The sequence below is a fragment of the Devosia marina genome, assembly GCF_009758415.1.
GTDB lineage: Bacteria > Pseudomonadota > Alphaproteobacteria > Rhizobiales > Devosiaceae > Devosia > Devosia marina.
This window is the reverse complement of sequence record NZ_WQRF01000002.1, coordinates 213,252-239,556: the sequence shown is the minus strand read 5'-3', so window position 1 is coordinate 239,556 and position 26,305 is coordinate 213,252. Positions and strand designations below refer to the sequence as shown.

The window sequence follows — 26,305 nt, the reverse complement described above, 5'->3', positions numbered from 1 at the left end:
GCTGTAGCGCTATTCGCCCCTCTGCTGCAACGCTGCACTTGACCTTTGCGCAAGGCGTGGGGAAGTGTGCTGGCATCAAAGCGCATGGCGGAACGCCATTTGCGCGCTGTTGGTGGGGAAGCGGATTTGAGTGAAGAGACGATCAGGCGACGGGCAACGGTGCATGATGTGGCCCGTGCCGCAGGGGTCTCACTGGCCACGGTCGACCGGGTGCTCAATGGTCGGCCTGGCGTCCGGGCCGCGACTGCCGAAAAAGTCGAACAGGCCATTGCCGAGCTGGGCTTTGCCCGCGATCTCAATGCCTCGCTGATGGCCCGGGCCCGCGATCTCAGCGTGGTCTTCTTCATTCCTGATGGCTCCAATGAGTTCATGGACAGCCTGGCCGAAGCCGTGCATCGGCGCTCGCCTCTGGCACTGGCCGACCGTATCCACCTCGATCTGCGCCGGGTCCGGGCGCTCGATGCCGCCGCGCTGGCCGAAAGCCTCAACCAGCTCGCGCCGCGTGAATGCGATTGTGCGGTGATCGTTTCGAGTGATGAGCCCGAAGTGCTCGCTGCTATCGACGCCGCGCAGCGTCGCGGCATTGCGGTGATGACCCTGGTGTCGGACCTGCCCGCTTCGGCGCGCCGCAATTTCATCGGCATCGACAATGTGGCCGCCGGACGCACCGCGGCCTCCCTGATGGGCCGGTTTCTGCCCCAGGGGGGCAAGGTGGCGGTGGTGGCTGGCTCGCTGCATTTGCGCGACCATGCCGAGCGGCTCGATGGCTTTCGCGCGGCCCTGAGCGCAGAATTTCCCGCGCTTGAGATCATCGGTCCGCTGGAAGGCCATGACGAACGCACCGAGACCGCAGAAATCATTACGGCCCTGCTGGCCGACCATTCCGATCTTGGCGGTATTTACAATCTTGGTGCCGGCAATGCCGGGCTGGTATCGGCGCTTGAGGCGTCCGGGCGCAGCGGCAATCTGCGTGTGATTGCCCATGAGCTGACCGCGCCCACCCGAGCCGGATTGGCGAGCGGCGCCATCGATGTTGTGCTCGACCAGAATCCGGATGGCGAAATCCGCGAGGCCATTGCCGCTGCCCGCGCATTGGCGCTGGACGCATCGCGGACGGCGATCACCGACCCCATTGAGATCGGGATTTTTCTGCGGGACAATCTGCGCTGACAGTTGGACCAGTCCGCCTTGACCTGGACAGCATCGTGCGAGCCATTCGAGCCTTGTGCACTCAAATTGCGCCACTGGCGCAATTTGTCCCTCCGGGCCGCTCCAAGCTCTCATGGCCTTCCTCTCTCAAATCGCTCCCCAGGAGCGATTTGCCCTTCTGGACAGTCCTAAGCATTGAAATTGGGATTTTCCTGCGCGACAATCTGCGCTAAACACGGCGCCAATCACCAAATCGGCGCGGCCCGAAACGGGCGGGAGGACGTTCGAATGAGTTGCATAATCGTGCATGAGGTACGTGCCTCATGACATTTCTCGGTATTGATATCGGCACGTCGGGGGTCAAGGCGCTGCTGATCGACGAGAACGGCAAGGCGCTGGGCGATGCCTCGGCGCCTGCTGTCGCGCCGGTGCGGCCCCAGCCCGGCTGGTCCGAGCAAAACCCCGCCGATTGGTGGACGGCCACGCTGGGCGCCATCGACACGCTCAAGCAGAGCCATGGCGAGGCGCTGGCGGCGGTCAAGGGCATTGGCCTGTCCGGCCACATGCACGGCGCGACGCTTTTGGGCGAGAATGACACGGTGCTGCGCCCCTGTATTCTCTGGAATGACGGACGTTCGGCGGCCGAATGCGCCGAGATGGAAGCGGAACTGCCCAATTTGCGGGATCTCGCCGGCAATATCGCCATGCCCGGTTTCACCGCTCCGAAAATCGCCTGGGTCCGCAAGCACGAGCCGGAAATCTATGCCCGCATCAAGAAGGTGCTGCTGCCCAAGGCTTATGTTCGCCTGTTGCTGGCCGGCGAGCATGTCGAAGAGATGTCCGACGCCGCGGGCACGCTCTGGCTCGATGTCGCCAAACGCGACTGGTCCGAAGATCTGCTGGGCGTCACCGGCCTTGACCGCGAACATATGCCGTCCCTGGTCGAAGGCTCGGCCGTCTCGGCGCAATTGAAGCCTGATCTGATGGCGCGCTGGGGCATGTCGGGTACTGTCGTGGTGGCCGGCGGCGCTGGCGACAATGCGGCGGCCGCCTGCGGCATCGGCGCGGTCCGGCCCGGCGAGGGCTTCGTGTCGCTGGGCACCTCGGGCGTGCTGTTTGTCTCCAACGAGACATTCAGTCCCAATACCGAAGGGGCGGTGCACGCCTTCTGCCATGCCATCCCCGACACCTGGCACCAGATGGGCGTCATCCTTTCAGCGACGGACAGTCTCAACTGGCTGTCCCGCATCACCGGCAGGAAACAGGCGGAACTCTCGGGCGAAGCCGAGGCGCAGTTCAAGGGACCGGGCGAAACCATCTTCCTGCCCTACCTCTCGGGCGAGCGGACCCCGCACAATAATGCGGCTGCGCGTGGCTCGTTCACTGGTCTTTCCCAATCCACCGATCCGGCCCAGTTGGCGCAGGCGGTGATGGAAGGGGTCAGCTTTGCCATGCGCGATTGCCAGCGCGTGCTGGCCGATGCCGGCACCTCGATCAATCGCCTGCTGGCGGTCGGCGGAGGCAGCAAGTCCCCGCTCTGGCTCAAAATGCTGGCTACCAATCTCGACATGGAAATTGCGCTGCCCGAGGACGGCGATTTCGGCGGTGCACTGGGCGCGGCCCGATTGGGGCTTTGTGCCGCCACCGGTGCCGATCCGATGGATGTCATGTCCATGCCGCCGATCAAGACCACTATCGCGCCCGACAATTCCCTGTCGGCCGCCTACTCCGATCAATATGCGCGCTATCGCGCCCTTTATCCTGCCATTGAGGAGGCAAATTCGTGACCGATTTTTTCAAAGGGTTGAGCCAGGTCAAGTATGAAGGCCCGACTTCCAAGAATCCGCTGGCCTATCGTCATTACAACAAGGACGAAGTGATTGCCGGCAAGCGGATGGAAGACCATATCCGCCCGGCCATCGCCTATTGGCACACCTTCGCCCAGGAAGGCGGCGACCCGTTTGGCGGCCGCACCTTCGACCGGCCCTGGTTCGACAAGGGCATGGAAGGGGCCAAGCTCAAGGCCGATGTGGCCTTCGAGTTCTTCAACCTGATTGATGTGCCCTACTACGCCTTCCACGATGTGGACGTTTCTCCCGAGGGCGCCACGCTGGCCGAGAGCAACAAGAACCTGCGCGTCATCGGCGATATCCTTGCCGCCAAGATGCAGGAAACTGGCAAGAAGCTGCTTTGGGGCACGGCCAATCTGTTCTCCAATCGCCGCTATATGGCCGGTGCCGCCACCAACCCCGACCCTGAGATCTTCGCCTATGCCGCTGGTCAGGTGAAGGCCGTACTCGAGCTGACCAATGAGCTGGGCGGCGAAAACTATGTGCTCTGGGGCGGCCGTGAGGGCTACGAAACCCTGCTCAACACCAAGATCGGCCAGGAACAGGACCAGATGGCCCGTTTCCTGCACCTGGTCATCGAGCACGCCGAAAAGATCGGCTTCAAGGGCCAGATTCTCATTGAGCCCAAGCCGCAGGAACCGTCCAAGCATCAGTATGACTACGACGTCGCCACCGTTTTCGGCTTCCTGCAGAAATACGGCCTGGAAAAGAAGGTGAAGTGCAATATCGAGGTCGGCCATGCCTTCCTCGCTGGCCATTCCTTCGAGCATGAACTGGCCGTCGCTTCGTCGCTGGGCATGCTCGGCTCGGTCGACGCCAATCGCAACGATCTGCAGTCTGGCTGGGACACCGATCATTTCCCCAACAATGCGGGCGAGATGGCCCTGGCCTTCTATTACATTTTGAAGCAGGGCGGCCTGGGCAAGGGCGGCTTCAACTTCGACGCCAAGGTGCGGCGCCAGTCGCTTGACCCCGCGGATTTGCTGCATGGCCACATTCTGGGCCTCGACACCCTGGCCCGCGGCCTCAAGGGCGCGGTCGCCCTGATCGAAGACGGCGAGTTCGATAAACTGCTCGATGACCGCTATGCCGGTTGGGACAATGGTCTGGGCAAGGATATTCTGTCTGGCAAGCTGAGCCTCGCCGATATCGCCGCCAAGGTCGATGCCGATGCCATCAATCCCCAGCCGCGCTCGGGCCGTCAGGAATATCTCGAAAACCTGGTCAACCGGTTCGTCTAGTCACATTTCCGTCGGCCCCCAACCGCGGGGCCGACGGATCTTAGACGGTGTGCGGAATGAACACCGTGAAGCGGCTCCCCTCGCTTAGCCGCTCAACCTCTAGGGTCGCGTCCAGTTGCGATATCTGTTGCATGAGCATTCGCATGCCAAAGCCTTTACTTGCCTTGGGATCAAAGCCTTCCGGGATGCCAAAGCCATCGTCGCGGACGCACAATTCGATCCCGTTCGGCCGCCGCCGGGCAGAGACCACAATGACGCCACCATCTTCGGGCCCATAAGCATGCTTTTGCGCATTGGTGACAAGTTCAGAGACAATCAGCGCCACTGGCGTGATGAGGTCTTCGCTGATCTCGATCTTGTCGGCGGATGCCACAACATGGGCACGATTGATGTGGTCGAGCTTGTCACAGATCGAGCCGACGATCTGTCCGATGTCGATGCGCGTGTTGAGATCGGCATGCTCGATAATGCGTTGAATTTCGACAATGGCCTGGATCCGGCTCAGGGCGCCCACCAGCGCATTGCGCGCTGTGCCGTCGGAGAGACTCGAGAGTTGCATGCGCAGCATGGCCTGTATCAACGCCAGGGAATTGCGCACTCGGTGGGTCATTTCCTGCGCCATGTGATGGGTGCGTGCCGCCTGGTTGCGCAGCGCCTCGGTGCGCTCGTCCAGCGCCTGCTGCAAACCAGCCTGCCGCTCCACCCGCTCGGTAATGTCGACCTGGGTGGCGATGAAGTAGAGCAATTCGCCGGCGTCATCGAGCATCGGAGCCATGTGCAGCTCGTTCCAGAAAGCCGTGCCATCCTTCTTGTAGTTGAGGATTTCATGGCTGATCGTTTCCCGATCCCGCACCGCCTTTTTCAGGATCAGCCGGTCCGCGTCCCGCGTGTCCGGTCCCTGCAAAAACCGGCAATTTCGGCCCAGCACCTCGTCTTCAGTGTACCCGGTCAGCGTAAGAAAGGCGTCGTTGACAAATACCAGAGGGCAATCGGGCTCGAATGGATCGGCAATGGCGATCGGGACTGCGCTCGATTCGACTGCGTGCACAAAAGGCTGCAGTCGCATCTTGGACTTGACGTTCTTCCAGTAGCTCAACTCGCGAATGTGAAGGTCCACGGCGTTTATTCCCTCTTGGACCAACTGGCCCACCGGCCGTTGGCTTTGACGCTATTCCAGACAATTGGGGCACTGTCCGGCGCGGTTTCACGCCCTTTTGGGTCCCCTTGTCTACCTCTCAACCCGCAATAACGCACCAACGGCATTTTTGTCGCACCGGAGAAAAAATTCATGCCCCAACTGACAAATCCCATTCTCCCCGGCTTCAATCCGGACCCGTCCATCCTTCGCGTCGGCGAGGACTATTACATTGCGACCTCCACCTTCGAGTGGTTCCCCGGCGTTCAGATCCATCACTCAAAGGATCTTGCCAACTGGGAGCTGCTCACCCGGCCCCTGACGCGCAATTCTCAGCTCGACATGCGCGGCGATCCAGATAGCTGCGGTGTTTGGGCGCCGTGCCTCACCCATGACGGGGAAAAGTTCTGGCTGGTTTATACCGATGTGAAACGCAAGGACGGCTCGTTCAAGGATGCCCATAACTACATCGTCTGGGCCGACAACATCGAGGGCCCCTGGTCCGACCCGATCTATATCAATTCCTCGGGCTTTGACCCGTCCCTGTTTCACGACGACGACGGCCGCAAGTGGTTCGTCAACATGCTATGGGATCACCGCACACGGCCGCTGAAATTTGCCGGCATTGCCCTGCAGGAATTCGATCCCAAGGCCGGCAAGCTCATTGGCCCGGTCAAGAACATCTACAAGGGTACCGATCTCAAGCTTGTCGAGGGACCTCACCTGTATAAGCGCAACGGTTGGTACTATCTGCTGACCGCAGAGGGTGGCACGGCCTATGACCATGCCTGCACCTTCGCTCGTTCCCGCAACATCGACGGGCCCTACGAAACCCACCCGGACAAGCACATCCTGACCAGCAAGGACGCCCCGCTTGCCGCGCTGCAGCGCTCGGGCCACGGTGACCTGGTGGAAACGCCAGAGGGCAAACTCTATCTCGTCCATCTGACCGGCCGCCCCACCACCCAGGAACGTCGTTGTGTGCTGGGCCGCGAGACGGCGATTCAGGAAGCCTATTGGGGCGAAGATGACTGGCTCTACGTCAAGGGCGGTCCCGTTCCATCGCTGCATGTCGAGGTTCCCGGCACCCGTGACGAGAACAAGTACTGGGCCGAACAGCACTCCACGTTCGAGAACGGCCTGCCCATCGATTTCCAGTGGCTGCGCACCCCCGAGCCTGATCGCATCTTCTCCACGGAAGGCGGCAAGCTGACCCTGTTCGGACGCGAATCCATCGGCTCCTGGTTCGAACAGGCGCTAGTGGCGCGGCGCCAGCAGCATTTCTCCTATGATGCCGAGACCGTGGTCGATTTTGCCGCCACTGATGAGCGCACCATGGCCGGGCTGACCGCTTATTACAGCCGCTACAATTTCTTCTATCTGGCAGTGACGGCCCATTCGGACGGCCAGCGTGAACTCTTGCTGATGAGCTCGGAAATTTCCTGGCCCGATGGCGATCTCAGCTTCCCGGCCGAGCCGGTGCAGATCCCCAATACCGGCAAGGTCAAACTGGCGTTGACCATCCGCGGCAGGGCGCTGCAATTCTTCTATGCGCTGGAAGGCCAGGAATTGCAGCCCATTGGCCCGGTCCTCGATGCGTCGATCCTGTCGGACGAATGCGGTGGCCATCAGGCGCATGGCAGCTTCACCGGCGCCTTTGTCGGCGTGGCGGCGAACGATCTCAACGGCACCGCGAGCCCGGCCCACTTCGACAACTTCACCTATCGGCCGGTGCGCGACCCGTCCGACCGCTACGAGATCGATACGCTGAGCTAAGCACACCTATTTCAACGTCTTGGCGCGGGAGAGGACGAAGTGTCGCTCCTGCGCCTTGTCATTTCCGGGCGAACCGGCAAGTTTGGCGTCCGCGAGTCAAAGGGAGCAAATAATGCAACTTGAATCCATCGCCCTGCACCATGGGTATGAATCGGAAGCCACCACCAAGGCGGCCGCCGTGCCCATCTACCAGACCACTTCCTACACCTTCGACGATACCCAGCATGGCGCGGACCTGTTCGATCTCAAGGTCGCGGGCAATATCTATACGCGCATCATGAACCCCACCACGGCCGTGCTCGAGGCACGCATTGCCGAGATGGAAGGCGGCATCGGCGCGTTGGGCCTGGCCTCGGGCATGGCCGCCATCACCTATGCCATCCAGACCATTGCCGGGGTTGGCGACAATATCGTTTCGATCTCCCAGCTCTATGGCGGCACCTATAATCTGTTCGTCCACAGCTTCCCCCGCCAGGGCATCGAGGCCCGGCTGGTCAGCCATGACGACTATGATGGCTTCGAAAAGGCCATTGACGAGAAAACCAAGGCCGTCTTCCTCGAATCCATCGGCAATCCGGCCGGCAATGTCGTGGACATCGAAAAGATCGCCGAGATCGCCCATCGCCACGGTGTGCCGGTGATCGTCGACAACACGGTGGCCACTCCCTACCTGACCCGTGCCTTCGACTTCGGTGCCGATATCGTGGTGCACTCGCTGACCAAATATATCGGCGGTCACGGTACATCCATCGGCGGTGTCATCGTCGATAGCGGCAAATTCGACTGGAAGGCCAATGCCAAGCGCTTCCCCATTCTGAACGAGCCTGATCCGTCCTATCACGGCGTGGTCTATACCGAGGCGCTGGGGCCTGCGGCCTATATCGGCCGGGCGCGCGTTGTGCCATTGCGCAATACCGGCGCAGCGCTCTCGCCGATGAACGCCTTCATGATCCTGCAGGGCCTCGAAACGCTGGGCCTGCGCATGGAGCGCCATTGCGAAAACGCGCTCAAGGTTGCCCAGCATCTGAAAAGTCACCCCAAGGTGGAATGGGTCAATTATGCCGGCCTTCCCGATAGCCCCTACCATGCGGCGGCTACCAAGATCTCCAAGGGGTCGGGCTCTGGCATTCTTTCTTTCGGCATCAAGGGCGGCAAGGATGCCGGTGCCCGCTTCATCGATGCGCTGCAAATGATCCTGCGCCTGGTCAACATCGGAGACGCCAAGTCGCTGGCGTGCCACCCCGCCACCACCACCCATCGCCAGCTCTCGCCAGAAGAGCTCAAGAATGCCGGCGTGTCGGAGGATCTGGTACGCATTTCGGTCGGCATCGAGCACGTCGACGACATCATTGCTGACATCGATCAGGCGCTGGCCAAGGCCTGATCACATTCACCTGAGCCGGGGGCGACAGCTCCCGGTTCTGGGCATAGTATGACGGCATAGCGGTCGCGCCATATTGCGTCTCGCGCCTGTCATGCGCCACTCGCAAGTGCTGCGGCCTCCTTTGTGGAGGAGTGATGCCCATGGCCAAAATGCACGTCATTTCCGGTGTCGGCGACAAGCTCGACATGCCGGTCATTCACAAGATTTCCCTGGCCGATCTTGGCGGCGTGCTGCGGCGCGGCGCGGCAGACTTCTGGGCCAAGCCCAGCCATTACGTGCTGCTGATGCTGATCTATCCGATCATCGGCATCGTGCTCACGGTCTGGATGAATGGCTGGCATGCCTGGACCCTGCTCTATCCATTGGTCGGTGGCTTTGCCCTGGTCGGCCCCATCGCCGCCCTTCCGCTCTATGAGGTGTCGCGCCGGCTCGAAATGGGAGAGAATCCAAGTTGGCGCGACGCCATGAGCGTGCTGAAATCGCCCGCTATCGGTTCCATACTGGCCGTCGGCGCCATGCTATTCGTGCTGTTCACTCTCTGGCTCACTAGCGCCCAGGCGCTTTATGAGACCCTGTTTGGTGCCTCGCCGCCGCGCACGCTCGATGCCCTGCTCGCCCAGATCCTGACGGAACCGGCCGGCATGACGCTGCTGGCGATCGGCACTGGCCTGGGCGCCCTGTTCGCTCTGGTGGTGCTGTGCACCACGGTCATCGCCTTCCCCCTGATGCTCGATCGTGACGTGGGAGCCTATGTAGCCGTCGAAACCTCGTTCCGGGCGGTGATCTCCAACCCCGTGCCGCTTCTGGGCTGGGGCGTCATCGTGGGCGCCAGTATCTTTCTGGGCTCCATCCCGCTCTTTGTCGGCCTGGCGGTAGTGCTGCCCATCCTTGGCCACGCCACCTGGCATCTCTATCGCAAGCTGGTCGAGCCGGTGTCGCTCATCCGCGATGCCTGATTTGCGCCGCAAAACGAACGGGACAAACTTGTTCGGCCCGGTTGGATTTTGATCCCGAACCGCCTAAGGTCCGGGATCAATTTTGAAGCCCTGACTGCCCGCGCCCATGGATCAATCCCCTTTCGAGGCTGCCCCCGGCCCCGCGCCTGCGGGACTGACGCCTATGATGGCGCAATTCTTCGAGATCAAGGCGGTCAATCCGGGTTATCTGCTGTTCTATCGCATGGGCGATTTCTATGAGCTGTTCTTCGAGGACGCCGAAATCGCAAGTGCGGCGCTGGGCATCGTGCTGACCAAGCGCGGCAAGCATCTGGGCGAAGATATCCAGATGTGCGGCGTGCCCATTCACGCCGCCAACGACTATCTCAACAAGCTGATCCGCCTGGGTCATCGCGTGGCCATCTGCGAGCAGATGGAAGATCCGGCCGAAGCCAAGAAGCGCGGCTCCAAATCCGTGGTACGCCGCGATGTGGTGCGCCTGGTCACCCCCGGCACGCTGACCGAAGACGATCATCTCGATGCGCGCTCCGCCAATTATCTGGCGGCCCTGGCAATGGTGCGGCATGGCGAAACCGATTTTGCCCTGGCCTGGGCCGATATCTCCACCGGCGAAACTTTCGTCTCCGACCTCGCCGCCGACCAGCTCGGCGATGAAATGGCCCGCATTGCCCCGGCCGAACTGTTGCTGTCCGATGCGACCCGGGCCGCGCTGGTCGAAAGACATCTGTTTGCCCCTGCCTGGGGCGGCATTGCCTCCATTATCGCCCCGGAGCTGGCCGACAGCGAAGCGGCCTTGCCGCTCTTGCGCAGCAGTTTCCCGTCCGAGGCCTTCGACCCCAGCGCCCTCAGCCGGGCCGGCCGGGCGGCGCTCGGTACCTTGATCGGCTATGTCGGGGAAAGCCAGAAGGGGCGCAGCGCCCCGCTGCGGCCGCCGCTCATCAATGCGGCTGCGGCCAGCATGGCGATTGACGCGGCCACCCGCTCCAGCCTCGAATTGCTCATCACCCAGCGCGGCCAGGCCAAGGGCTCGCTACGCCAGGCCATCGACCTGACCGTTACCGCACCCGGCGCGCGGCTTCTGGCAACCCGGCTGGCCGCGCCATTGCGCCGGGCCGATGCAATCAACGAACGGCTCGACGCGGTCAGCCGCCTGGTCGAGGACACGCTGTTGCGCGGCCGCCTGCGCCAGGACCTCAAATCCGCGCCCGATCTGGCGCGCGCCCTCTCGCGCCTGGCCCTGGAGCGTGGTGGTCCACGAGATCTGGCTGCCATCGGCAAGGCCGTCGACGCGGCGCTGGAATTGGCGCAGCATCTGCGCGCACAGCCCGATTTGCCTTCCATTTTGGATAGCCTGACGCAAACCCTTGGCGCCGCGCCGCAGGCGCTTGCCAGTGAACTGGCGGCGGCGCTGGATGATGAATTGCCGCTGCTCAGCCGCGATGGTGGTTTTATCCGCCCGGGCTATGACGCAAGGCTTGACGAGGAGCGCGCGCTCGGCCGCGAGACCCGCGCCGTGGTAGCGGCGCTGCAGGCCCGGCTGATGGACGAGACCGATGTGCGGTCTTTGAAGATCAAGCACAATGGCGTGCTGGGCTACTTCGTCGAAGTGCCCGCCGCGCACGGCCAGAAACTGCTTGAGGCCCCGCATCGCGAAACCTTCATACATCGCCAGACCCTGGCCAACGCCATGCGCTTTACTACCACCGAACTGGCCGATCTCGAGGGCCGGATCGCCCAGGCGCAGGGCGCGGCGCTGGAGATCGAACAGGCCATCTTTACCCGCCTGCGCGACGAGACGCTGGCTGCAACCAGCCAGTTGCAGGGTCTGGCCGACGCGCTGGCCGAGCTCGACGTCACCGCCGCTCTCGCAGAAGTGTCCGCAACGCGGGGCTATTGCCGACCGATTGTCGACGACAGCCTTGCTTTTGCCATTTCCGGCGGGCGCCATCCCGTCGTGGAATTGATGGTGAAATCGGAAGGCCAGAGCTTTGTCGCCAATGACGCCGATCTCTCTGGTAGCGAAGAGTCGGGCGGCGGGTCGCTCTGGCTGGTCACCGGCCCCAATATGGGTGGTAAATCCACCTTCCTCAGGCAGAACGCGCTGATCGCCGTTCTGGCGCAGATGGGTTGCTATGTGCCGGCTGACAGCGCCCATATTGGCGTGGTGGATCGCCTGTTCTCGCGTGTCGGCGCATCCGACGATATCGCCCATGGCCGCTCGACCTTCATGGTCGAAATGGTCGAAACCGCCGCCATTCTCAATCGCGCCACCCGCAAGAGCCTGGTGGTGCTCGACGAAATCGGGCGTGGCACCGCCACGTTCGACGGGCTCTCCATTGCCTGGGCGGCGGTCGAGGCGCTGCACGAGACCACCGGTTGCCGGGCGCTGTTCGCCACCCATTTCCACGAATTGACCTCGCTGGCCAAAACCCTCTCTCGTGTCGCCAATGTCACCATGAAGGTGCGCGAATGGGAGGGCGAGGTGGTGTTTCTGCACGAAGTGGGGCCCGGCGCTGCCGACCGCTCCTATGGCATCCAGGTGGCGCGGCTGGCCGGCCTGCCTGCACCGGTCATTGCCCGCGCCAAACAGGTGCTCGACGTGCTTGAGCAGCGCTCGGCCGGCACCGCCTCTTCCAGCCAGAAAGCCAGCGTGCTAGACGATTTGCCGCTCTTTGCCCACCAGCCGCCCCCGGCGCCAAAGGGCAAGGATCCCGTTCACGAAGCGCTCGATGCGGTCCGCCCCGACGAGATGACGCCACGCCAGGCCATTGATGCGCTCTATCAATTGAAGAAACTCCGCGATGACGCTAGCCGAAGCTGAGGCCAGACCCAAAAAGGCACAGTTCGCGCTGAAAACCGCCGATGCGCTGGTGGCCGAGTTCGACGCGCTGCTGGGCGACGAACCCGCCCGCTCGCCCACGGCCCGCATGGCGATCCTGGCCCATATCCGCCAGACCCTGGCCGATGCCCGCAAAAGCGCCGAGGCGGAACTGCTGGCCAACAACAAGGGCACCCGCTGTGCCCAGAACCTTTGCGCGGCCCAGGACGAAATCATCACCGCTGTGCATCGCTTTGCCACTACGCGGGTCTATCCGGTCGACAACCCGTCCGGAGCCGAGGCCATCGCACTCTCCGCGGTCGGCGGCTATGGTCGTGGTACGCTGGCCCCCGGCTCGGACATCGATCTGCTCTTCATCCTGCCCTACAAGCAAACGCCCTGGGGCGAGCAGGTCACCGAATATATTCTCTATATGCTCTGGGATCTGGGGCAGAAGGTCGGCCATGCCGTCCGCTCGGTGGATGAATGCATCCGCATGGCCCGCGCCGATATGACCGTGCGCACTGCCACGCTCGAAGCGCGCTTCCTCACCGGTGACAAGGGGCTCTACGATCAGCTCACCCATCGCTTTGAAACCGAGATCATGCCCAAAACGGGCCCGGAATTCATTGCCGCCAAGATGGCCGAGCGGGATGAGCGCCACAAGCAGATGGGCAATACCCGCTACGTCGTCGAGCCCAATATCAAGGACGGCAAGGGGGGCCTGCGCGACCTCAATACGCTGTTCTGGATCGGGAAATATTTCTACCAGGTCAAGACCAGCCATGAGCTGGTCGGCAAGGGTGTGCTTTCAGCCGCCGAGTACCGCCTGTTCAACCGGGCCGAGGATTTCCTCTGGGCGGTGCGCTGCCATCTGCATTTCGTCACCGGACGGGCCGACGAAAAGCTCAGCTTCGACATGCAGCCCGAACTGGCCCAGCGCATGGGCTATGCGCAGCGCCTGGGCATGCTGGGCGTCGAGCGCTTCATGAAGCGCTATTTCCTGGTCGCCAAGGATGTCGGCGATCTGACCCGCATCATTTGCGCCGGTCTCGAATTCCACCACGCCAAGGATCTGGATCTGGTTGGGCGCGTCCTGGCGCCGTTCCGCTCTGGCAAGTCCAAGATCAAGGGCGAAACCGCCTTCATCGTCGATACCGGCCGCCTCAATATTGCCGGGCCCGACGTCTTCGAAAAGGACCCGGTCAATCTCATCCGCGCCTTCATGGTGGCTGGCCGCGAGGAATTGCTGTTCCATCCCGACGCGATCATGCATATCCGCAACAGCCTGCGGCTGATCGACAAGACCCTGCGCGCCGACCCAAAAGCCAATGCGCATTTCCTGACCATTCTGACCAGCGCCAATTATGTCGAACGCATCCTGCGCCAGATGAACGAGAGCGGCGTGCTCGGCAAGTTTGTGCCCGACTTCGGCAAGATCGTCGCCCTGATGCAGTTCAACATGTATCACCACTATACGGTGGACGAGCATCTGATCCGCTCGGTCGGCGTCATGGCCCAGATTGCCAATGGCGGATTGCGCGACGAATTGCCCCTGACCCATGAGCTGCTGCCCCAGCTCAACGATACCCGCCTGCTCTATGTGGCGCTGTTCCTGCACGATATCGCCAAGGGCCGCCCGGAGGACCATTCCATCGCCGGGGCGAAGATCGCCAGAAAGCTCTGCCCCCGCTTTGGCCTCAATGCGGCGGAAACCGATACGGTCTCCTGGCTGATCGAATATCATCTGCTGATGAGCGAGATCGCCCAGGCCCGCGACATCCAGGACCCGGAAACCGCCAAGGCCTTTGCCGATGTGGTGCAATCGCCCCAGCGCCTGGCCCTGCTGATGATCCTGACCGCCTGCGATATCCGGGCCGTGGGTCCGGGCACCTGGACCGGCTGGAAGGGCTCACTGCTGCGCGCGCTCTATTTTGCCACCGAACCGCTGCTCTCAGGCGGGCATAGTCAGGTCAGCCAGTCCGACCGGGTCAATCAGGCCCGTTCGGCTTTGACCGAGGCCCTGTCCGGCTGGGCGCCCGCCGACATCGAGGCCTATGCGGCCCGACATTATGACCACTACTGGCTGCGCGCCGAGCCCGAATTGCAGCTCGAACACGCCAGGATGATCCGCAATGCCGACAGAACCGACCAGCCCTTCGCCGGCTCGATCCGGGTCAAGGCGTTCGAAGGCATTACCGAGGTCAGCTTTTATACTCCCGATCACCCGCGCCTGCTCTCGCTGATCGCCGGCGCCTGCACCATGCAGGATGCCTCCATCATTGGCGCGCAGATCTTTTCCACCCGCGATGGCCGTGCCATCGACACTTTCCGGCTCAAGCGCTCCTTCACCTCCGACGAAGACGAAAAGGTCCGCGCCACCCGCATCATCGATACGGTCAAGCAACTCCTGCAGGGCAAGCGGCAGGTGCTGATCGATCTGGGCAAGGAATCACGCCACAATAAGCGCCTGCGGCCCTTCTCCCTGCCGGCCCAGGTCTCGGTCAGCAATGCTATTTCGGAAAAGTTCACTGTCATCGAGGTCTCGGGCCTCGACCGTATCGGCCTGCTCTATGCGCTGACCCGCGAGATAAGCGATCTCAACCTCACCATCGGCTCGGCCCATATCGGCACCTATGGCGAAAAAGCCGTCGACGTCTTCTACGTCACCGATCTGACGGGTCAGAAGATCCATGTCAAATCGCGCCAGAAGAAGATCCACGACGTGCTGATGAACGTCTTCAAGCGCCCCAGCGAGGACAAGGCACCGGAAAAGAAGGTGGTCAATGGGTGAGGCGCACGCGGGCCCATGACCCTGTTCCGCAATTTCGTCTCGGTCGGTTCGCTTACCCTGGTGAGCCGAATTGCCGGTTTTGCCCGTGACGCCTTGATGGCCGCGGTGCTGGGCACCGGCCCGGCCGCCGACGCATTCTTTGCCGCGTTCCGCTTTCCCAATCTGTTCCGGCGGCTGTTTGCCGAAGGTGCGTTCAACACCGCCTTTGTGCCCATGTTCTCCGGTGCCCTCGAGCGTGAGGGGCAGGAGGGCGCAAAACTGCTCGCCGCGCGCGTCATGAGCTGGCTGGTGGTGGTGTTGTTCATCGTCACCCTCCTGGCCGAAATTTTCATGCCGCAGGTCATGGTCGCCTTCGTGCCCGGCTTTGTAGATGACCCCGAAAAATTCGAGCTGACCGTGCTGCTGACACGGATCATGTTCCCCTATCTCGCCTGCATGTCGCTGATGGCCGCCTATGGCGCCATTCTCAACACGCTGGGGCGGTTTTTTGCCGCCGCCTTTGCGCCGGTGCTGTTGAACCTGGTCACCATTGCCGCGCTGATTCCTCTGGCCATCTGGTTCGTCCAGACCCCGGCCGAAGCCACGATTTGGGTCGCCATCGCCACCATGACGGGCGGGGTGGCGCAATTGGTACTGGTCTGGGTGGCCATAGAGCGGGCCGGCTTCCGCCCCGCCATTCGCCTGCCGCGGCTCGACCCGGAGGTGCGCCGCTTCTGGATGCTGGCGGTGCCGGCAATCCTGGCTGGCGGTATCACCCAGATCAATATTTTCGTGGGCACCATCATTGCCTCGGGCGCCGACAACGCCATCTCCGTGCTTTCCTATGCCGACAGGCTCTATCAGCTTCCGCTGGGCATTATCGGCATCGCCATCGGCACCGTGCTGCTCCCCGAACTTAGCCGTCACCTCAAGGGCGGCCGGGCGCTTGAGGCGCGGCAGAGCCAGGACCAGGCGCTGTTTGTTTCCATGTTGCTCACCATGCCGGCAGCCGTGGCGCTGGTGGCGCTGGCCGAGCCGATCGTACGGGTGCTGTTCGAACGCGGCGCCTTCGATGCGCTGGCCACCACCCAGACCGCTGAAGCCTTGATTGCCTTTGCCACGGGCCTGCCCGCCTATGTGTTGATCCGCGTGCTGCAGCCGGGCTTTTTTGCCCGCGAGGATACGCTGACCCCGACGATATTTGCCGGGGTCAGCGTGGTGGCCAATATCACCATCTCGCTTCTGCTCTTTCCCAGCCTGCTTCATGTCGGCATCGCCATCGCCACCGCGGCCTCATCCTGGCTCAATGTCGTGCTGCTTGTGGCCACGCTGGCCGTGCGGGGCCATTTTGCGCTGACCTGGCCGCAATGGCGGGCGCAATTGGCCATTCTCGTGATCAGCCTGATCATGGGCGCGGCTCTCTGGCTATTGGCCGTGCAGGGTGCCGACCATCTGGCCAGCGGAGTTCCGCTGTGGCGCCAGGCTGGTGTGCTGGCCGCGCTGATTGCCTTTGGTGTCGCGGTCTATTTCACCCTTGTCCATGTCAGCGGCACGCATGATCTGCGCTTGCTGGCGCGCCGACTGCGCCGCCGCGCGTGACGGTTCCATTCTTCGTCTTGCCCGTATAGAACGGGCGCCTGATTTCGTTTCTGTTCTCGAAGGGCACCATGACGTTCAGCCCCCGCGTCTTTTCCGGCATCCAGCCATCCGGCGATCTGCACCTCGGCAATTATCTCGGCGCCATCCGCCGTTTTGTGCCGCTCCAGGACACGCATGAGACCATCTATTGCGTGGTCGACATGCATGCCATCACCGTCTGGCAGGAGCCCGAGGCCCTGCGTCGTGCCACCCGCGAAGTCGCCGCCGCCTTCATTGCCGCCGGAGTCGATCCCAAGCGCTCCATCGTCTTTAACCAGTCCCAGGTGGTCCAGCACGCCGAATTGGCCTGGGTTTTCAACTGTGTCGCGCGCATGGGCTGGATGGCCCGCATGACCCAGTTCAAGGACAAGGCCGGCAAGAACTCCGAGAATGTCTCGCTTGGCCTGTTCGCCTATCCCTCGCTGATGGCCGCTGACATTCTGCTCTACAAGGCCACCCACGTGCCGGTGGGCGACGACCAGAAGCAGCATCTCGAACTGACGCGCGATATCGCTGCCAAGTTCAACAATGACTATGCTGCCTCGATTGCCGCCGAAGGCGTGGGCGCGCCGGATGGCCAGTTCTTCCCCATCACCGAGCCGCTGATCGCCGGCCCGGCCACGCGCATCATGAGCCTGCGCGACGGCACCAAGAAGATGAGCAAGTCCGACCCCTCCGAGCAGTCACGCATTTCTCTGCTCGACGATGCTGACGCCATCGCCAAGAAGATCAAGAAGGCGACCACCGATCCCGCTGAACTGCCCTTGGAGGTTGACGGTCTCAAGGACAGGCCGGAAGCCGACAACCTGGTGGGTATCTATGCCGCGCTTTCCGACAAGACCGAGGCCGACGTGTTGGCCGAGTTCGGCGGTCAGGGCTGGGGCAAGTTCAAGCCGGCGCTGGCCGACCTGGCCGTTGCCGTTCTGGCACCTATGGCTGGTGAGATGCAGCGCCTGCTCGATGACCCTGAAACCATCGACGCCGTGTTGCGCGATGGTGGCGAGCGGGCCGGCGCCATTGCCGAAAAGACAATGGCCGAGGTACGCTCCATAATCGGTTTCATCCGCTAACGCGGTTCAGCAACGGAGGCGCCCTTGGTTTCGCAGGTCGAATACAAGCGCAAGTTTCTCGTCGTTATCGATGAGACCGAAGAATGCGATCGCGCCCTGACCTTTGCTGCCTGGCGCGTCAAGCGCACTGGCGGCACGGTGGTGCTGATGACGGTCATTCCCAAGCCTGAATTCATTGGCCTGGGTGTTGAGGACGTCTTGCGGGCCGAGGCCGTCGAGGAGGCCGAACGCAATCTCGACCGGCGCATGGCGCGGATCAAGGAGATCGGCGAGGTCCGCGCCGAATCGGTGATCCGTGAGGGCAATGGCGCCGAACAGATCGAACGGGTCATCGACAAGGATCACGACATCGCCATCCTGGTGCTGGCCGCCTCCAAGTCGCCCGATGGCCCGGGTCCGCTGGTGACCCATTTTGCCGCCCGCGCCAATGTGCTGCCCATCCCCCTGACCATTGTGCCCGGCCGCATGAGCGAAGACGAAGTCATCGCGATTTGCTGAGCCGTTCCTCGGGCAAAAATTGGTCCGGTGAAGCTATTCCAGGCGCCCGGATTTGCGTTGGACTTTCGGCGCATGGCCCCGATGCGCTTTCGCCCTTGCACTTGGAGCGCAAAAGTCTATTTTAGAAACATTCTAATTGCACCGCTCAGCGGGGAGCCGCCATGTTTATCCAGACCGAAGCCACGCCCAATCCGGCGACCCTGAAGTTCCTGCCGGGCCGCGACGTGCTGGTTGGCGAGCCGCGCGATTTCCGTTCGCCCGAAGCTGCCGCCGCCTCGCCGCTGGCCACTGGCCTGTTCGCCATCTCCGGCGTCAATGGCGTGTTCCTGGGGTCCGATTTCATCTCGGTCACCAAGGACGATACCAATTGGGCCCATATCAAGCCGGCCATTCTCGGCGTCATCATGGACCACTTCCTCTCCGGCAAGCCGGTCATTACCGAGGGCAGCACTGCCCCGGTTGATTTCGATGAGGTCGAGGAGTTCTTCGAGGAAGAAGACAAGGAAATGGTCGAAGTCATCAAGGAACTGCTGGCCACCCGCGTGCGTCCGGCCGTGGCGATGGATGGCGGCGACATCATCTTCAAGGGCTTCAAGGAAGGCACCGTGTTCCTGCATATGCAGGGTGCCTGTTCCGGCTGCCCCTCCTCGACCGCCACGCTCAAGAACGGCATCGAAAACCTGCTCCGCCACTTCGTGCCAGGCGTCGAGGGCGTGCAGCAGGTCTGAGCCCGGCCAAGGGCAAAATCGCTCCGGTGGAGCGATTATTGGACCCAAAGCCACGAACGCTATGCTTGAGTGGCTACGCCCCTTGGGTCGCACACAAGTTAAGCAGCAAGCCGGGAGCCCGATCAGGAATGATCGGGCTTCTGTCTGTCAGGATCACGCATGAGCATCACCACCACGATCGAAGCGCTCGGCCATAAAGGCGAAGGCGTTGCCATTATCGACGGACAGCGCGTCTTCGTGCCGTTCACCTTGCCAGGTGAACAGGTGGCGATCACAGTGGATGGCAATCGCGGCGCACTGACCGGGGTGTTATCATCAGCGCCAAGCCGCATCGAGCCGTTCTGCCCACATTTCGGCACCTGTGGCGGCTGCCAGCTCCAGCATATGGATGCGCAGGCATATGCGGCGTTCAAGACTGAACTGGTCGAAACAGCGCTCCGCCAGGCCGGGCTTGAGGCGAGCGTGGAGCGCTTCATCATCGCCCATGGCGCTGGTCGCCGCCGCGCCACGCTGCATGCCCGCAAGGACAGTGCCGGCTATATGCAGCTGCGCAGTCACGACCTGCTCAATCTCGATGCCTGCCCCATCCTGGTGCCGGCGCTCAAGCGGGCCCCGGACATTGCCCGGGCGCTGGGCGCCGCAATCGGCGAGTGTGATATCAGTTTCACCGCCACCAATGCGGGCCTCGATGTGGGCATCCGCAAGGCTGCCAAGGGCGTCAAAGCAGAAAAGCTGGTGCCGCTGGGTAATGCACTGGGCCTGGCGCGCCTGGCACTGGGCGGGGAAATGGTCCTGTTGCGCCAGCAGCCGACGGTGAGCATGGGCCGTTCGGAAGTCGACCTGCCCATTGGCAGCTTCCTCCAGGCCACAGCCCAGGCCGAACAGGTTCTGTCCGATTATGTGCTCGCTGCGATCGGCAAGCCAAAATCCATTGCCGACCTGTTCTGTGGCATCGGCCCCTTTGCCCTGCGGCTGGCCGAAATCGCGCCGGTCCATGCCGCCGACAGCGACCGGGCCGGCATCGCCGCACTCGACAAGGCGGTGCGGCACACCAAGGGACTCAAGACCGTCACCGCCAGGGCACGCGACCTGTTCCGGGACCCTCTCACCCGCTTTGAACTCAATTTCGACACGATAGTGCTAGATCCTCCGCGGGCTGGTGCTCAGGCGCAGGTCAAGGAAATCGCGGCCTCGAAGGCCCGGCATGTGGTGATGATCGCCTGCGACCCCAAGAGCTTTGCGCGGGATGCCGCCATGCTTGTTCAGGCCGGGTTCATCTTGAGTGACCTAGTAGCGGTGGATCAGTTCGCCTGGTCCGTTCACATCGAACTGGCCGCGACCTTCCGCCGGTAACATTTGCGCAACGATCTGCGTGTTCCGGCGTTGGCCCGCTACGGGCTTATGGAAATTGAAACAGTGCGCGCATGGTCACCTCCCTGGCCGGGCGCGACAATATGATGGAGCATTTTGACAATGCTGAAGACTATTATTGCCGCGACCAGTGTCGTGGCCGCACTCGCTATGCCCGCTTTCGCGCAGTCCGTTGCCGATCCCGGTGGCGTCTGGCAGGATCGCTGGGGGACCACCTTCACCTTCCAGCTTTGCGGTGATGGCACCCAGCTGTGCGGCACGCTGAAAGATATCCAGGGCGACAGCCGCACGGAAGAAAATCTGGCCTATATCGACCAGCAAGTGGTCAAGGCCGAACAGACCGCCCCAGGCACCTGGGAAGGCCAGATTGCGCTCAATGGCGGCAACGCCAAGGCCATTGTCGAGTTGACCGGTCCGGACACGATCAAGCTCACCGGCTGCCAGCTGCTGTGCTCGAGCATTGAATATCAGCGCGTGTCATAAGTGACCGGCAAATTAAAAAGCCCCGGACGTCGATCCGGGGCTTTTTTTGTCAGAAGCGCTTCAGCATACCGATGCGACGCGCTCCTTGATCACCTTCAGCACTTCATCACCAGGGCGCTTCCACCAATTGTCCTGGCTGAAGATTTCGACCTCTTGCGGTCCATGAAAGCCGGCATCCTCGATCATCTTGCGGATGGCTTTGAGGTCGATGACGCCGTCACCCATCATGCCGCGGTCCAGCAGCATATCCTTAGTGGGCACCAGCCAGTCGCAGATGTGATGGGCGAAGATGCGCTTCATCCGCCCGGCCCGGGCAATGGCATTGGCAAGGTTCGGGTCCCACCAGATGTGATAGACGTCGAGCGCAACGCCAACGGTTTCCCCGAGCATTTCGCAGATGTCGAGCGCCTGATCGACCGTGTTCACGCAGGCGCGGTCGGCCGCATACATGGGATGGAGCGGTTCGATGGCGATTTCGACGCCCGAGGCCTTGGCATGCGGCAGCATGGCCGCAATACCGTCGGTTACCTGCTGGCGCGCGCCGGGCAGATCCTTGGACGATCCCGGCAGGCCACCCACCACCAGCACCAGGCAGTCGGCATTGAGCGCGGCCGCCTCATCGATGGCCTTCAAATTGTCGTCGATCCGCTTCTGCCGGTCGGCGGCGTCGACGCCGGGGAACATGCCGCCGCGGCAGACGCCGGTGACCTGGATCTTGTTTTCTTTGACGATGCGCGCGGCCTCATCAAGCCCTATCGCTTCGATCTGGTCGCGCCAGGGCGAAATAGCAGTGATGCCATGGCGCAGGCACCCATCCACGGCCTCGGCAAAGCCCCATTGCGGACGCGTCGTGGCCAGGTTCAGCGAAATGACGGTATCGGCGCTCATGCGGAAACTCCATGGACGGCGAGAACAGCCTTCATGCGGGCGGTGGCGAGCTCCGGATCGGCCAGTACACGGGCCTTGTCGGCCAGGCGGAAAAGTTCGGCCAGATGCTGCAGCGAGCGGGTCGATTGCTGCCCACCGACCATGGTGAAGTGGTCCTGCAAGCCGTTGAGATAGGCCAGGAACACCACGCCGGTCTTGTAGAAGCGGGTCGGGGTGGCAAAGATGTGCCGGCTGAGCGGTACGGTCGGCTCCAGAATATCGAAGAATTCCTTGGTGTCGCCCCGTCCCAGAGCCGCCAGGCCGGCCGAAGCCGCCGGTGCTATGGCATCGAAAATGCCCAGCAAGGCATGCGAATAGCCCTGATCGTCGCCCGCAATCAGCTCGGCATAGTTGAAGTCGTCGCCGGTATACATCTTGACCGAAGCCGGCAGGCGGCGGCGCATGGCAATCTCTTTTTCCGCCGACAGCAGCGAGATCTTGATGCCGTCCACCTTGTCCGCATTGGCAGCGATGACGTCGAGACACACATCCATGGCCTTGTCGTGCTCGGCCTGGCCCCAATAGCCTTCAAGCGCCGGGTCGAACATTTCGCCCAGCCAATGCATGATCACCGGCTGCTTCACCTGGCTCAGCACGTGGCCATAGACCCGGGCGTAGTCATCCGGCGATTTCGCGGCGGCGGCCAAAGCGCGGCTGGCCATCAGAATGACACGGCCCCCTTGGGCTTCGACAAACCCAACCTGCTCGTCATAGGCCTTGATGATGTCGTCGATGGTCACATCGGGGCCGGGCGCCAGATGGTCGGTACCCGCGCCATAAGCGATCAGGCTGTCATCGCGGGTTTTGGCTTCGGCCTGCGAGCGTCGGATCAGCTCCTGCGCTTCGGTCCAGTTCAGACCCATCCCGCGCTGCGCGGTGTCCATCGCCTCGGCAACGCCCAGACCAAGATCCCACATGCGGTGGCGAAATTTCAGCGTGGTGTCCCAGTCGATGGCGGGGGTCAGCCAAGGATCATGATTGGCCAGCGGATCAGCCACGACATGAGCCGCCGAATAGGCGATGCGCGGGAAATCCGTCGCCTTGAATTTCACGAAGGGAATCGGATCTCCGGTCAGGGTGTAGGAGCTGATGGTGCGGTCGGGATTGGGCAGTTTGAGTGTGGGCATGATTTTTCCCTCAAGGCCTTCACGTACTCGTAAGTCACCCCAGCGAAGGCCGGGGTGACATCAGTGAGCGGGGTGAGAACTGGAATTAGAACTCCAGCTTGGGCACATCCAGCCAGCGGCGCTCTTCCCAGCTCTTGAGGCCCAATTCTGCCAGCTGCACGCCCTTGGCACCGGCCTCAAGGCCATATTCCCATGGGGCATCCTCGGCCACATGGCGCAGGAACATTTCCCACTGCGCCTTGAAGCCATTGTCCGACGGCCAGTTGTCCGGAACCTCTTCCCAATCGTTGAAGAAGTTCATGGTCTGCGGCTGGTCGGGATTCCAGACCGGCTTGGGGGTGTTGACGCGATGCTGGGTCCAGCACTTGTGCAGGCCTGCGACGGCCGAGCCATGCGTGCCATCGACATGGAAGGTCACCAGATCATCGCGGCGCACCCGGGTGGTCCAGCTCGAATTGATCTGGGCAATTACCCCGCCCTCAAGCTCGAACGTGGCATAGGCTGCGTCATCGGTGTCGCAGTTGAAAGTGTTACCCTGCTCATCGACACGCTGGGGAATATGGGTCGCGCCCAGGCACGAAACCGCCTGCACTTCGCCAAACAGATTATCGAGTACATAGCGCCAGTGGCACAGCATATCGAGAATGATGCCGCCGCCATCATTCTTGCGATAGTTCCAGCTTGGACGTTGCGACTTCTGCCAGTCGCCTTCGAAGACCCAATAGCCGAACTCGCCGCGCACCGACAGGATATCGCCGAAGAAGCCGCTATCCTTGAGCATCTTGATCTTCATCAGGCCCGGCAGGAACAGCTTGTCCTGCACCACACCGTGCTTGAGGCCAGAAGCGCGGGCGGCCTTGGCCAGATTGACGGCCACATCCAGGTCGTCCGAGGTCGGCTTTTCGCAATAGACATGCTTGCCGGCGGCCAGAGCCTTTTCCAGCAGGCCCGCACGCATCAGCGTGGTGCCGGCATCGAAGAAGATGGTGTCGTCCGGATTGGCGAGCGCCGCGTCGAGATCGTCGCTCCAGCGGGCGATATTGTGCTTCTTGGCGAGTGCCTGCATCTTGTCGGCATTGCGCCCGACGATGATCGGGTCGACCACCAGTCGGTCGCCATTTTTCAGCATGATGCCGCCCTGATCGCGGATCGCCAGGATGGAGCGCACCAGGTGCTGGTTGTAGCCCATGCGCCCGGTGACGCCATGCATGATAATGCCAAGCCGTTGCTCTGCCATTTATTTTTCTCCCAAGCCGCAACATTCGGTGTAACTGATTAGTTACTTACCTATATGAGGCCGCTATGGCGCGTCAAGCATAACAATGCGCGCTTGTGGTGGAATGTCGTTGGCCCATGGGGCGGCCCCTAAAGGCCCAGCACCATTTTGAGTCCGATCAGGCCGAGGAAAATCAGGATCATGCGGTCAAAGGCCCTGCGGCTGAGCCTGCTGGCAATGGCCTGGCCAAGCGGCATGAAAATCAGAATGGGCACAAGCGCCATGACCCCCTCGATCAGCCACTGCCCCTGCATCACGCCGGCCACTGCCAGTGCCGGCAGATGCACCACTGAATAGAGCAGGAACATGGTTGATACGGCAAACACATGAGCCTCCCGATCCATAGCCATGGCGTGAATGAAGGTGACCGTGATAGGCGCCGAAATTCCTGTCGCGCCCTGCAGGACGCCGCCCCCTATGCCGAACAGCGGTCCGGCCCGCCGCGCCAGCAGCGGACCGACCACGAAATGGGGTGCCGCCAGCTTGAGCGCGACATAGCACAACAAAATGATGCCCAATGTCATCACCAGCGCTCGCTCCGGCAGGCTGGTGAGCGCCCAGGTCCCCAAGACGATGCCCACAACCCCGCCCACCAGAAACAGCGGCAGGAAGGCCATGCGGTCATCCCGCGCAGAGGTGCGAAAACGCCAGACTTGCCACGCATTGGTGAAGATCAGTGGCACGCACATCAGGCCAACCGCGTGCTGCAATCCGAAAAACGTCGTCAGGACCGGCAACGCCACCAGCGGCAGGCCCATTCCCGTAGCGCCTTTGACGATGGCTCCGGCGCCCAGGGCCAATGCCATTATTGCCAGCCCTGCAAGATCGAATTCCATGCCCTAGCCCCGGTCTAACGATCCGGTTCAGCTCAACCGGCAGGGCTTTGTGATAGCATTCGAACACCTTGATGCAACGCATTTTCTATCCCTGCTCTGCAATCGATTTAGCTCACCAATTGGTTACATGCGGCTTGACTCGCCTTGGGAACGGCCGCAAGCTCGCGCTGGAGAACCGGAATAGTCAGTTCCGGCCACATAGGGAGGAAAGACGATGAAGCAGTCCATGCGGATTGTCCTGGCGTCGGGCTGTGCCCTGATGACGCTGGGGACAGCCACGGCATTTGCGCAGGAATGGCAACCCGATCGCCCGATCAACCTGATCGTACCTTGGGGCGCTGGCGGCTCGACCGACCAGGTCACCCGCGTTACCGCGCCGATACTGGCCGAGGCCCTGGGGGTCGAAGTCGTCGTGGTCAACCAGCCGGGCGCTTCGGGCGCCATCGGCACCCAGGAAGTGCTCAACGCGCCGCGCGACGGCTATACCTGGACAGCCAACGCGATCGCCAACAACGCCACCTATTCGGTGACCGGCCTGCTCGAAGATACCAATATCGACGATTGGCATATCTATCTTTCTGTCGCCAACGTGCCGGTGGTCTCGGTTCCGGCCGATAGCCAGTTCGAGGATTTCGGGCAGTTGCTGGAAGCGTTGCAGACCCGTGGCAGCGAGATAACCGTAGCCACTGCGGGCGTCACTTCGTCCGGCGGCACGGCCATTGCGGCCCTGTCCGATGCGGCTGACGGCTTTGACTATAACATGATCACCTATGATGGCGGCGGCCCTGCAGCCATTGCCACCGCATCTGGCGAAGCCATGGTCACCACCCAGCTCGCAGTGGAGCAGACCGAACTGATCCGCGGCGACCGCCTCAGGGCTCTCGCCGTGCTGTCCGACAAGCCGCTCGAACTCGATGGTGTCGATCCGATCCCGCCGATCACCAACTGGCTGCCGGACATGCCGCTTGCGCCTGACTATTTCGGAATCTTTATCCCGGCTGGCGTGCCTGATGAGGTGATCGCCACCATGGACAAGATCTGGGCCGAACAGGTGATGAACTCCGAAGCGATCCAGACCTATGCCGAAAACTTTGGCGCGGTCTTTGCTCCGTCCTACGGTGAAGAAGCTCGCGCCCTGGCCATGCCGGTGGTCATTCTTGAGGCGTGTTCTTCGGTCGAGCGTGGTGAGGCGGTCAATGATCCCTCCACCATCGGCATCGACTGCGAAACCCGCACCGAAGTGGGCATGTAAACCATCAAACGGCTGGG

Annotated in this window: 20 protein-coding genes; 15 read left to right on the top strand and 5 right to left on the bottom strand. The window is 62.1% G+C overall.

Annotated features, from left to right (window positions below):
* Positions 1–126 precede the first annotated feature (126 nt).
* The 3 genes from GO014_RS08855 (at position 127) to xylA (ending at position 4,240) form a co-directional block, all read left to right on the top strand.
* The gene (locus tag GO014_RS08855) at positions 127–1,170 is read left to right on the top strand and encodes a LacI family DNA-binding transcriptional regulator (RefSeq protein WP_246204528.1); all 1,044 of its coding nucleotides are present in this window, start codon (positions 127–129) and stop codon (positions 1,168–1,170) included.
* Positions 1,171–1,472: 302 nt separating this feature from the next.
* On the top strand, positions 1,473–2,936 hold the full coding sequence (xylB, locus tag GO014_RS08850; protein ID WP_157290020.1) for a xylulokinase: 1,464 nt from the start codon (positions 1,473–1,475) through the stop codon (positions 2,934–2,936).
* Complete coding sequence (gene xylA, locus GO014_RS08845) at positions 2,933–4,240, top strand: xylose isomerase (protein WP_343030873.1); 1,308 nt, start codon at positions 2,933–2,935, stop codon at positions 4,238–4,240. The genes xylB and xylA overlap by 4 nt, the downstream gene beginning before the upstream one ends.
* 40 nt (positions 4,241–4,280) lie before the next feature.
* Here the strand turns inward: xylA and GO014_RS08840 are convergent, their stop codons facing one another.
* A complete protein-coding gene (locus tag GO014_RS08840) occupies positions 4,281–5,357 on the bottom strand; it encodes a PAS domain-containing protein (protein ID WP_157290019.1) in 1,077 nt (358 codons plus the stop codon).
* A gap of 171 nt (positions 5,358–5,528) precedes the next feature.
* On the opposite strand from GO014_RS08840, the gene GO014_RS08835 reads away from it, so the two are divergent.
* The 11 genes from GO014_RS08835 to GO014_RS08785 all read left to right on the top strand — a co-directional run bounded on the left by GO014_RS08835 (position 5,529) and on the right by GO014_RS08785 (position 20,870).
* Positions 5,529–7,151, top strand: a complete 1,623-nt coding sequence (locus GO014_RS08835) for a glycoside hydrolase family 43 protein (protein WP_157290018.1) — start codon at positions 5,529–5,531, stop codon at positions 7,149–7,151.
* 112 nt (positions 7,152–7,263) lie between these two features.
* Complete coding sequence (locus GO014_RS08830) at positions 7,264–8,535, top strand: O-acetylhomoserine aminocarboxypropyltransferase/cysteine synthase family protein (RefSeq protein ID WP_157290017.1); 1,272 nt, start codon at positions 7,264–7,266, stop codon at positions 8,533–8,535.
* Between the two features lie 140 nt (positions 8,536–8,675).
* On the top strand, positions 8,676–9,491 hold the full coding sequence (locus GO014_RS08825) for a DUF2189 domain-containing protein (RefSeq protein WP_157290016.1): 816 nt from the start codon (positions 8,676–8,678) through the stop codon (positions 9,489–9,491).
* 163 nt (positions 9,492–9,654) lie between these two features.
* Positions 9,655–12,312: a DNA mismatch repair protein MutS gene (mutS, locus tag GO014_RS08820; protein ID WP_210252433.1), complete on the top strand. Its 2,658-nt coding sequence runs from the start codon at positions 9,655–9,657 to the stop codon at positions 12,310–12,312.
* Positions 12,293–15,103, top strand: coding sequence for a [protein-PII] uridylyltransferase (locus tag GO014_RS08815; protein ID WP_157290014.1), 2,811 nt, complete (start codon positions 12,293–12,295; stop codon positions 15,101–15,103). Before mutS ends, GO014_RS08815 begins: the two co-directional genes overlap by 20 nt.
* A gap of 15 nt (positions 15,104–15,118) precedes the next feature.
* Positions 15,119–16,681, top strand: a complete 1,563-nt coding sequence (murJ, locus tag GO014_RS08810) for a murein biosynthesis integral membrane protein MurJ (RefSeq protein ID WP_157290013.1) — start codon at positions 15,119–15,121, stop codon at positions 16,679–16,681.
* 68 nt (positions 16,682–16,749) lie between these two features.
* Complete coding sequence (trpS, locus tag GO014_RS08805) at positions 16,750–17,790, top strand: tryptophan--tRNA ligase (RefSeq protein ID WP_157290012.1); 1,041 nt, start codon at positions 16,750–16,752, stop codon at positions 17,788–17,790.
* 24 nt (positions 17,791–17,814) lie between these two features.
* The gene (locus GO014_RS08800; RefSeq protein WP_116587650.1) at positions 17,815–18,288 is read left to right on the top strand and encodes a universal stress protein; all 474 of its coding nucleotides are present in this window, start codon (positions 17,815–17,817) and stop codon (positions 18,286–18,288) included.
* A gap of 161 nt (positions 18,289–18,449) precedes the next feature.
* Entirely contained in the window at positions 18,450–19,016 is a 567-nt protein-coding gene (locus tag GO014_RS08795) for a NifU family protein (RefSeq protein WP_116587651.1), read from the top strand.
* A gap of 159 nt (positions 19,017–19,175) precedes the next feature.
* A complete protein-coding gene (locus GO014_RS08790) occupies positions 19,176–20,369 on the top strand; it encodes a class I SAM-dependent RNA methyltransferase (RefSeq protein WP_157290011.1) in 1,194 nt (397 codons plus the stop codon).
* A gap of 120 nt (positions 20,370–20,489) precedes the next feature.
* Positions 20,490–20,870, top strand: a complete 381-nt coding sequence (locus GO014_RS08785; RefSeq protein ID WP_157290010.1) for a DUF2147 domain-containing protein — start codon at positions 20,490–20,492, stop codon at positions 20,868–20,870.
* 60 nt (positions 20,871–20,930) lie between these two features.
* On the opposite strand, the gene GO014_RS08780 is transcribed toward GO014_RS08785, so the two are convergent.
* The 4 genes from GO014_RS08780 to GO014_RS08765 all read right to left on the bottom strand — a co-directional run bounded on the left by GO014_RS08780 (position 20,931) and on the right by GO014_RS08765 (position 25,036).
* Entirely contained in the window at positions 20,931–21,758 is an 828-nt protein-coding gene (locus GO014_RS08780) for a sugar phosphate isomerase/epimerase family protein (RefSeq protein ID WP_157290009.1), read from the bottom strand.
* Positions 21,755–22,924 (bottom strand): dihydrodipicolinate synthase family protein, encoded by a 1,170-nt coding sequence (locus GO014_RS08775; RefSeq protein WP_157290008.1) that lies wholly within the window; start codon positions 22,922–22,924, stop codon positions 21,755–21,757. The genes GO014_RS08780 and GO014_RS08775 overlap by 4 nt, the downstream gene beginning before the upstream one ends.
* An 85-nt stretch (positions 22,925–23,009) precedes the next feature.
* Complete coding sequence (locus GO014_RS08770; RefSeq protein WP_157290007.1) at positions 23,010–24,161, bottom strand: Gfo/Idh/MocA family protein; 1,152 nt, start codon at positions 24,159–24,161, stop codon at positions 23,010–23,012.
* 128 nt (positions 24,162–24,289) lie between these two features.
* On the bottom strand, positions 24,290–25,036 hold the full coding sequence (locus GO014_RS08765; protein ID WP_157290006.1) for a sulfite exporter TauE/SafE family protein: 747 nt from the start codon (positions 25,034–25,036) through the stop codon (positions 24,290–24,292).
* Between the two features lie 214 nt (positions 25,037–25,250).
* Here GO014_RS08765 and GO014_RS08760 point away from each other — a divergent pair, with 214 nt between their 5' ends.
* Positions 25,251–26,288, top strand: coding sequence for a Bug family tripartite tricarboxylate transporter substrate binding protein (locus GO014_RS08760; RefSeq protein WP_246204527.1), 1,038 nt, complete (start codon positions 25,251–25,253; stop codon positions 26,286–26,288).
* The last annotated feature ends 17 nt before the right edge of the window (positions 26,289–26,305 follow it).

Coding starts and splice junctions, on each gene's coding strand:
- xylB (WP_157290020.1), top strand. CDS start 1,473: ATGACATTTCTCGGTATTGATATCGGCACGTCGGGGGTCAAGGCGCTG.
- GO014_RS08835 (WP_157290018.1), top strand. CDS start 5,529: ATGCCCCAACTGACAAATCCCATTCTCCCCGGCTTCAATCCGGACCCG.
- GO014_RS08830 (WP_157290017.1), top strand. CDS start 7,264: ATGCAACTTGAATCCATCGCCCTGCACCATGGGTATGAATCGGAAGCC.
- GO014_RS08825 (WP_157290016.1), top strand. CDS start 8,676: ATGGCCAAAATGCACGTCATTTCCGGTGTCGGCGACAAGCTCGACATG.
- mutS (WP_210252433.1), top strand. CDS start 9,655: ATGATGGCGCAATTCTTCGAGATCAAGGCGGTCAATCCGGGTTATCTG.
- GO014_RS08815 (WP_157290014.1), top strand. CDS start 12,293: ATGACGCTAGCCGAAGCTGAGGCCAGACCCAAAAAGGCACAGTTCGCG.
- murJ (WP_157290013.1), top strand. CDS start 15,119: ATGACCCTGTTCCGCAATTTCGTCTCGGTCGGTTCGCTTACCCTGGTG.
- trpS (WP_157290012.1), top strand. CDS start 16,750: ATGACGTTCAGCCCCCGCGTCTTTTCCGGCATCCAGCCATCCGGCGAT.
- GO014_RS08795 (WP_116587651.1), top strand. CDS start 18,450: ATGTTTATCCAGACCGAAGCCACGCCCAATCCGGCGACCCTGAAGTTC.
- GO014_RS08790 (WP_157290011.1), top strand. CDS start 19,176: ATGAGCATCACCACCACGATCGAAGCGCTCGGCCATAAAGGCGAAGGC.
- GO014_RS08785 (WP_157290010.1), top strand. CDS start 20,490: ATGCTGAAGACTATTATTGCCGCGACCAGTGTCGTGGCCGCACTCGCT.
- GO014_RS08780 (WP_157290009.1), bottom strand. CDS start 21,758: ATGAGCGCCGATACCGTCATTTCGCTGAACCTGGCCACGACGCGTCCG.
- GO014_RS08775 (WP_157290008.1), bottom strand. CDS start 22,924: ATGCCCACACTCAAACTGCCCAATCCCGACCGCACCATCAGCTCCTAC.
- GO014_RS08770 (WP_157290007.1), bottom strand. CDS start 24,161: ATGGCAGAGCAACGGCTTGGCATTATCATGCATGGCGTCACCGGGCGC.
- GO014_RS08765 (WP_157290006.1), bottom strand. CDS start 25,036: ATGGAATTCGATCTTGCAGGGCTGGCAATAATGGCATTGGCCCTGGGC.
- GO014_RS08760 (WP_246204527.1), top strand. CDS start 25,251: ATGAAGCAGTCCATGCGGATTGTCCTGGCGTCGGGCTGTGCCCTGATG.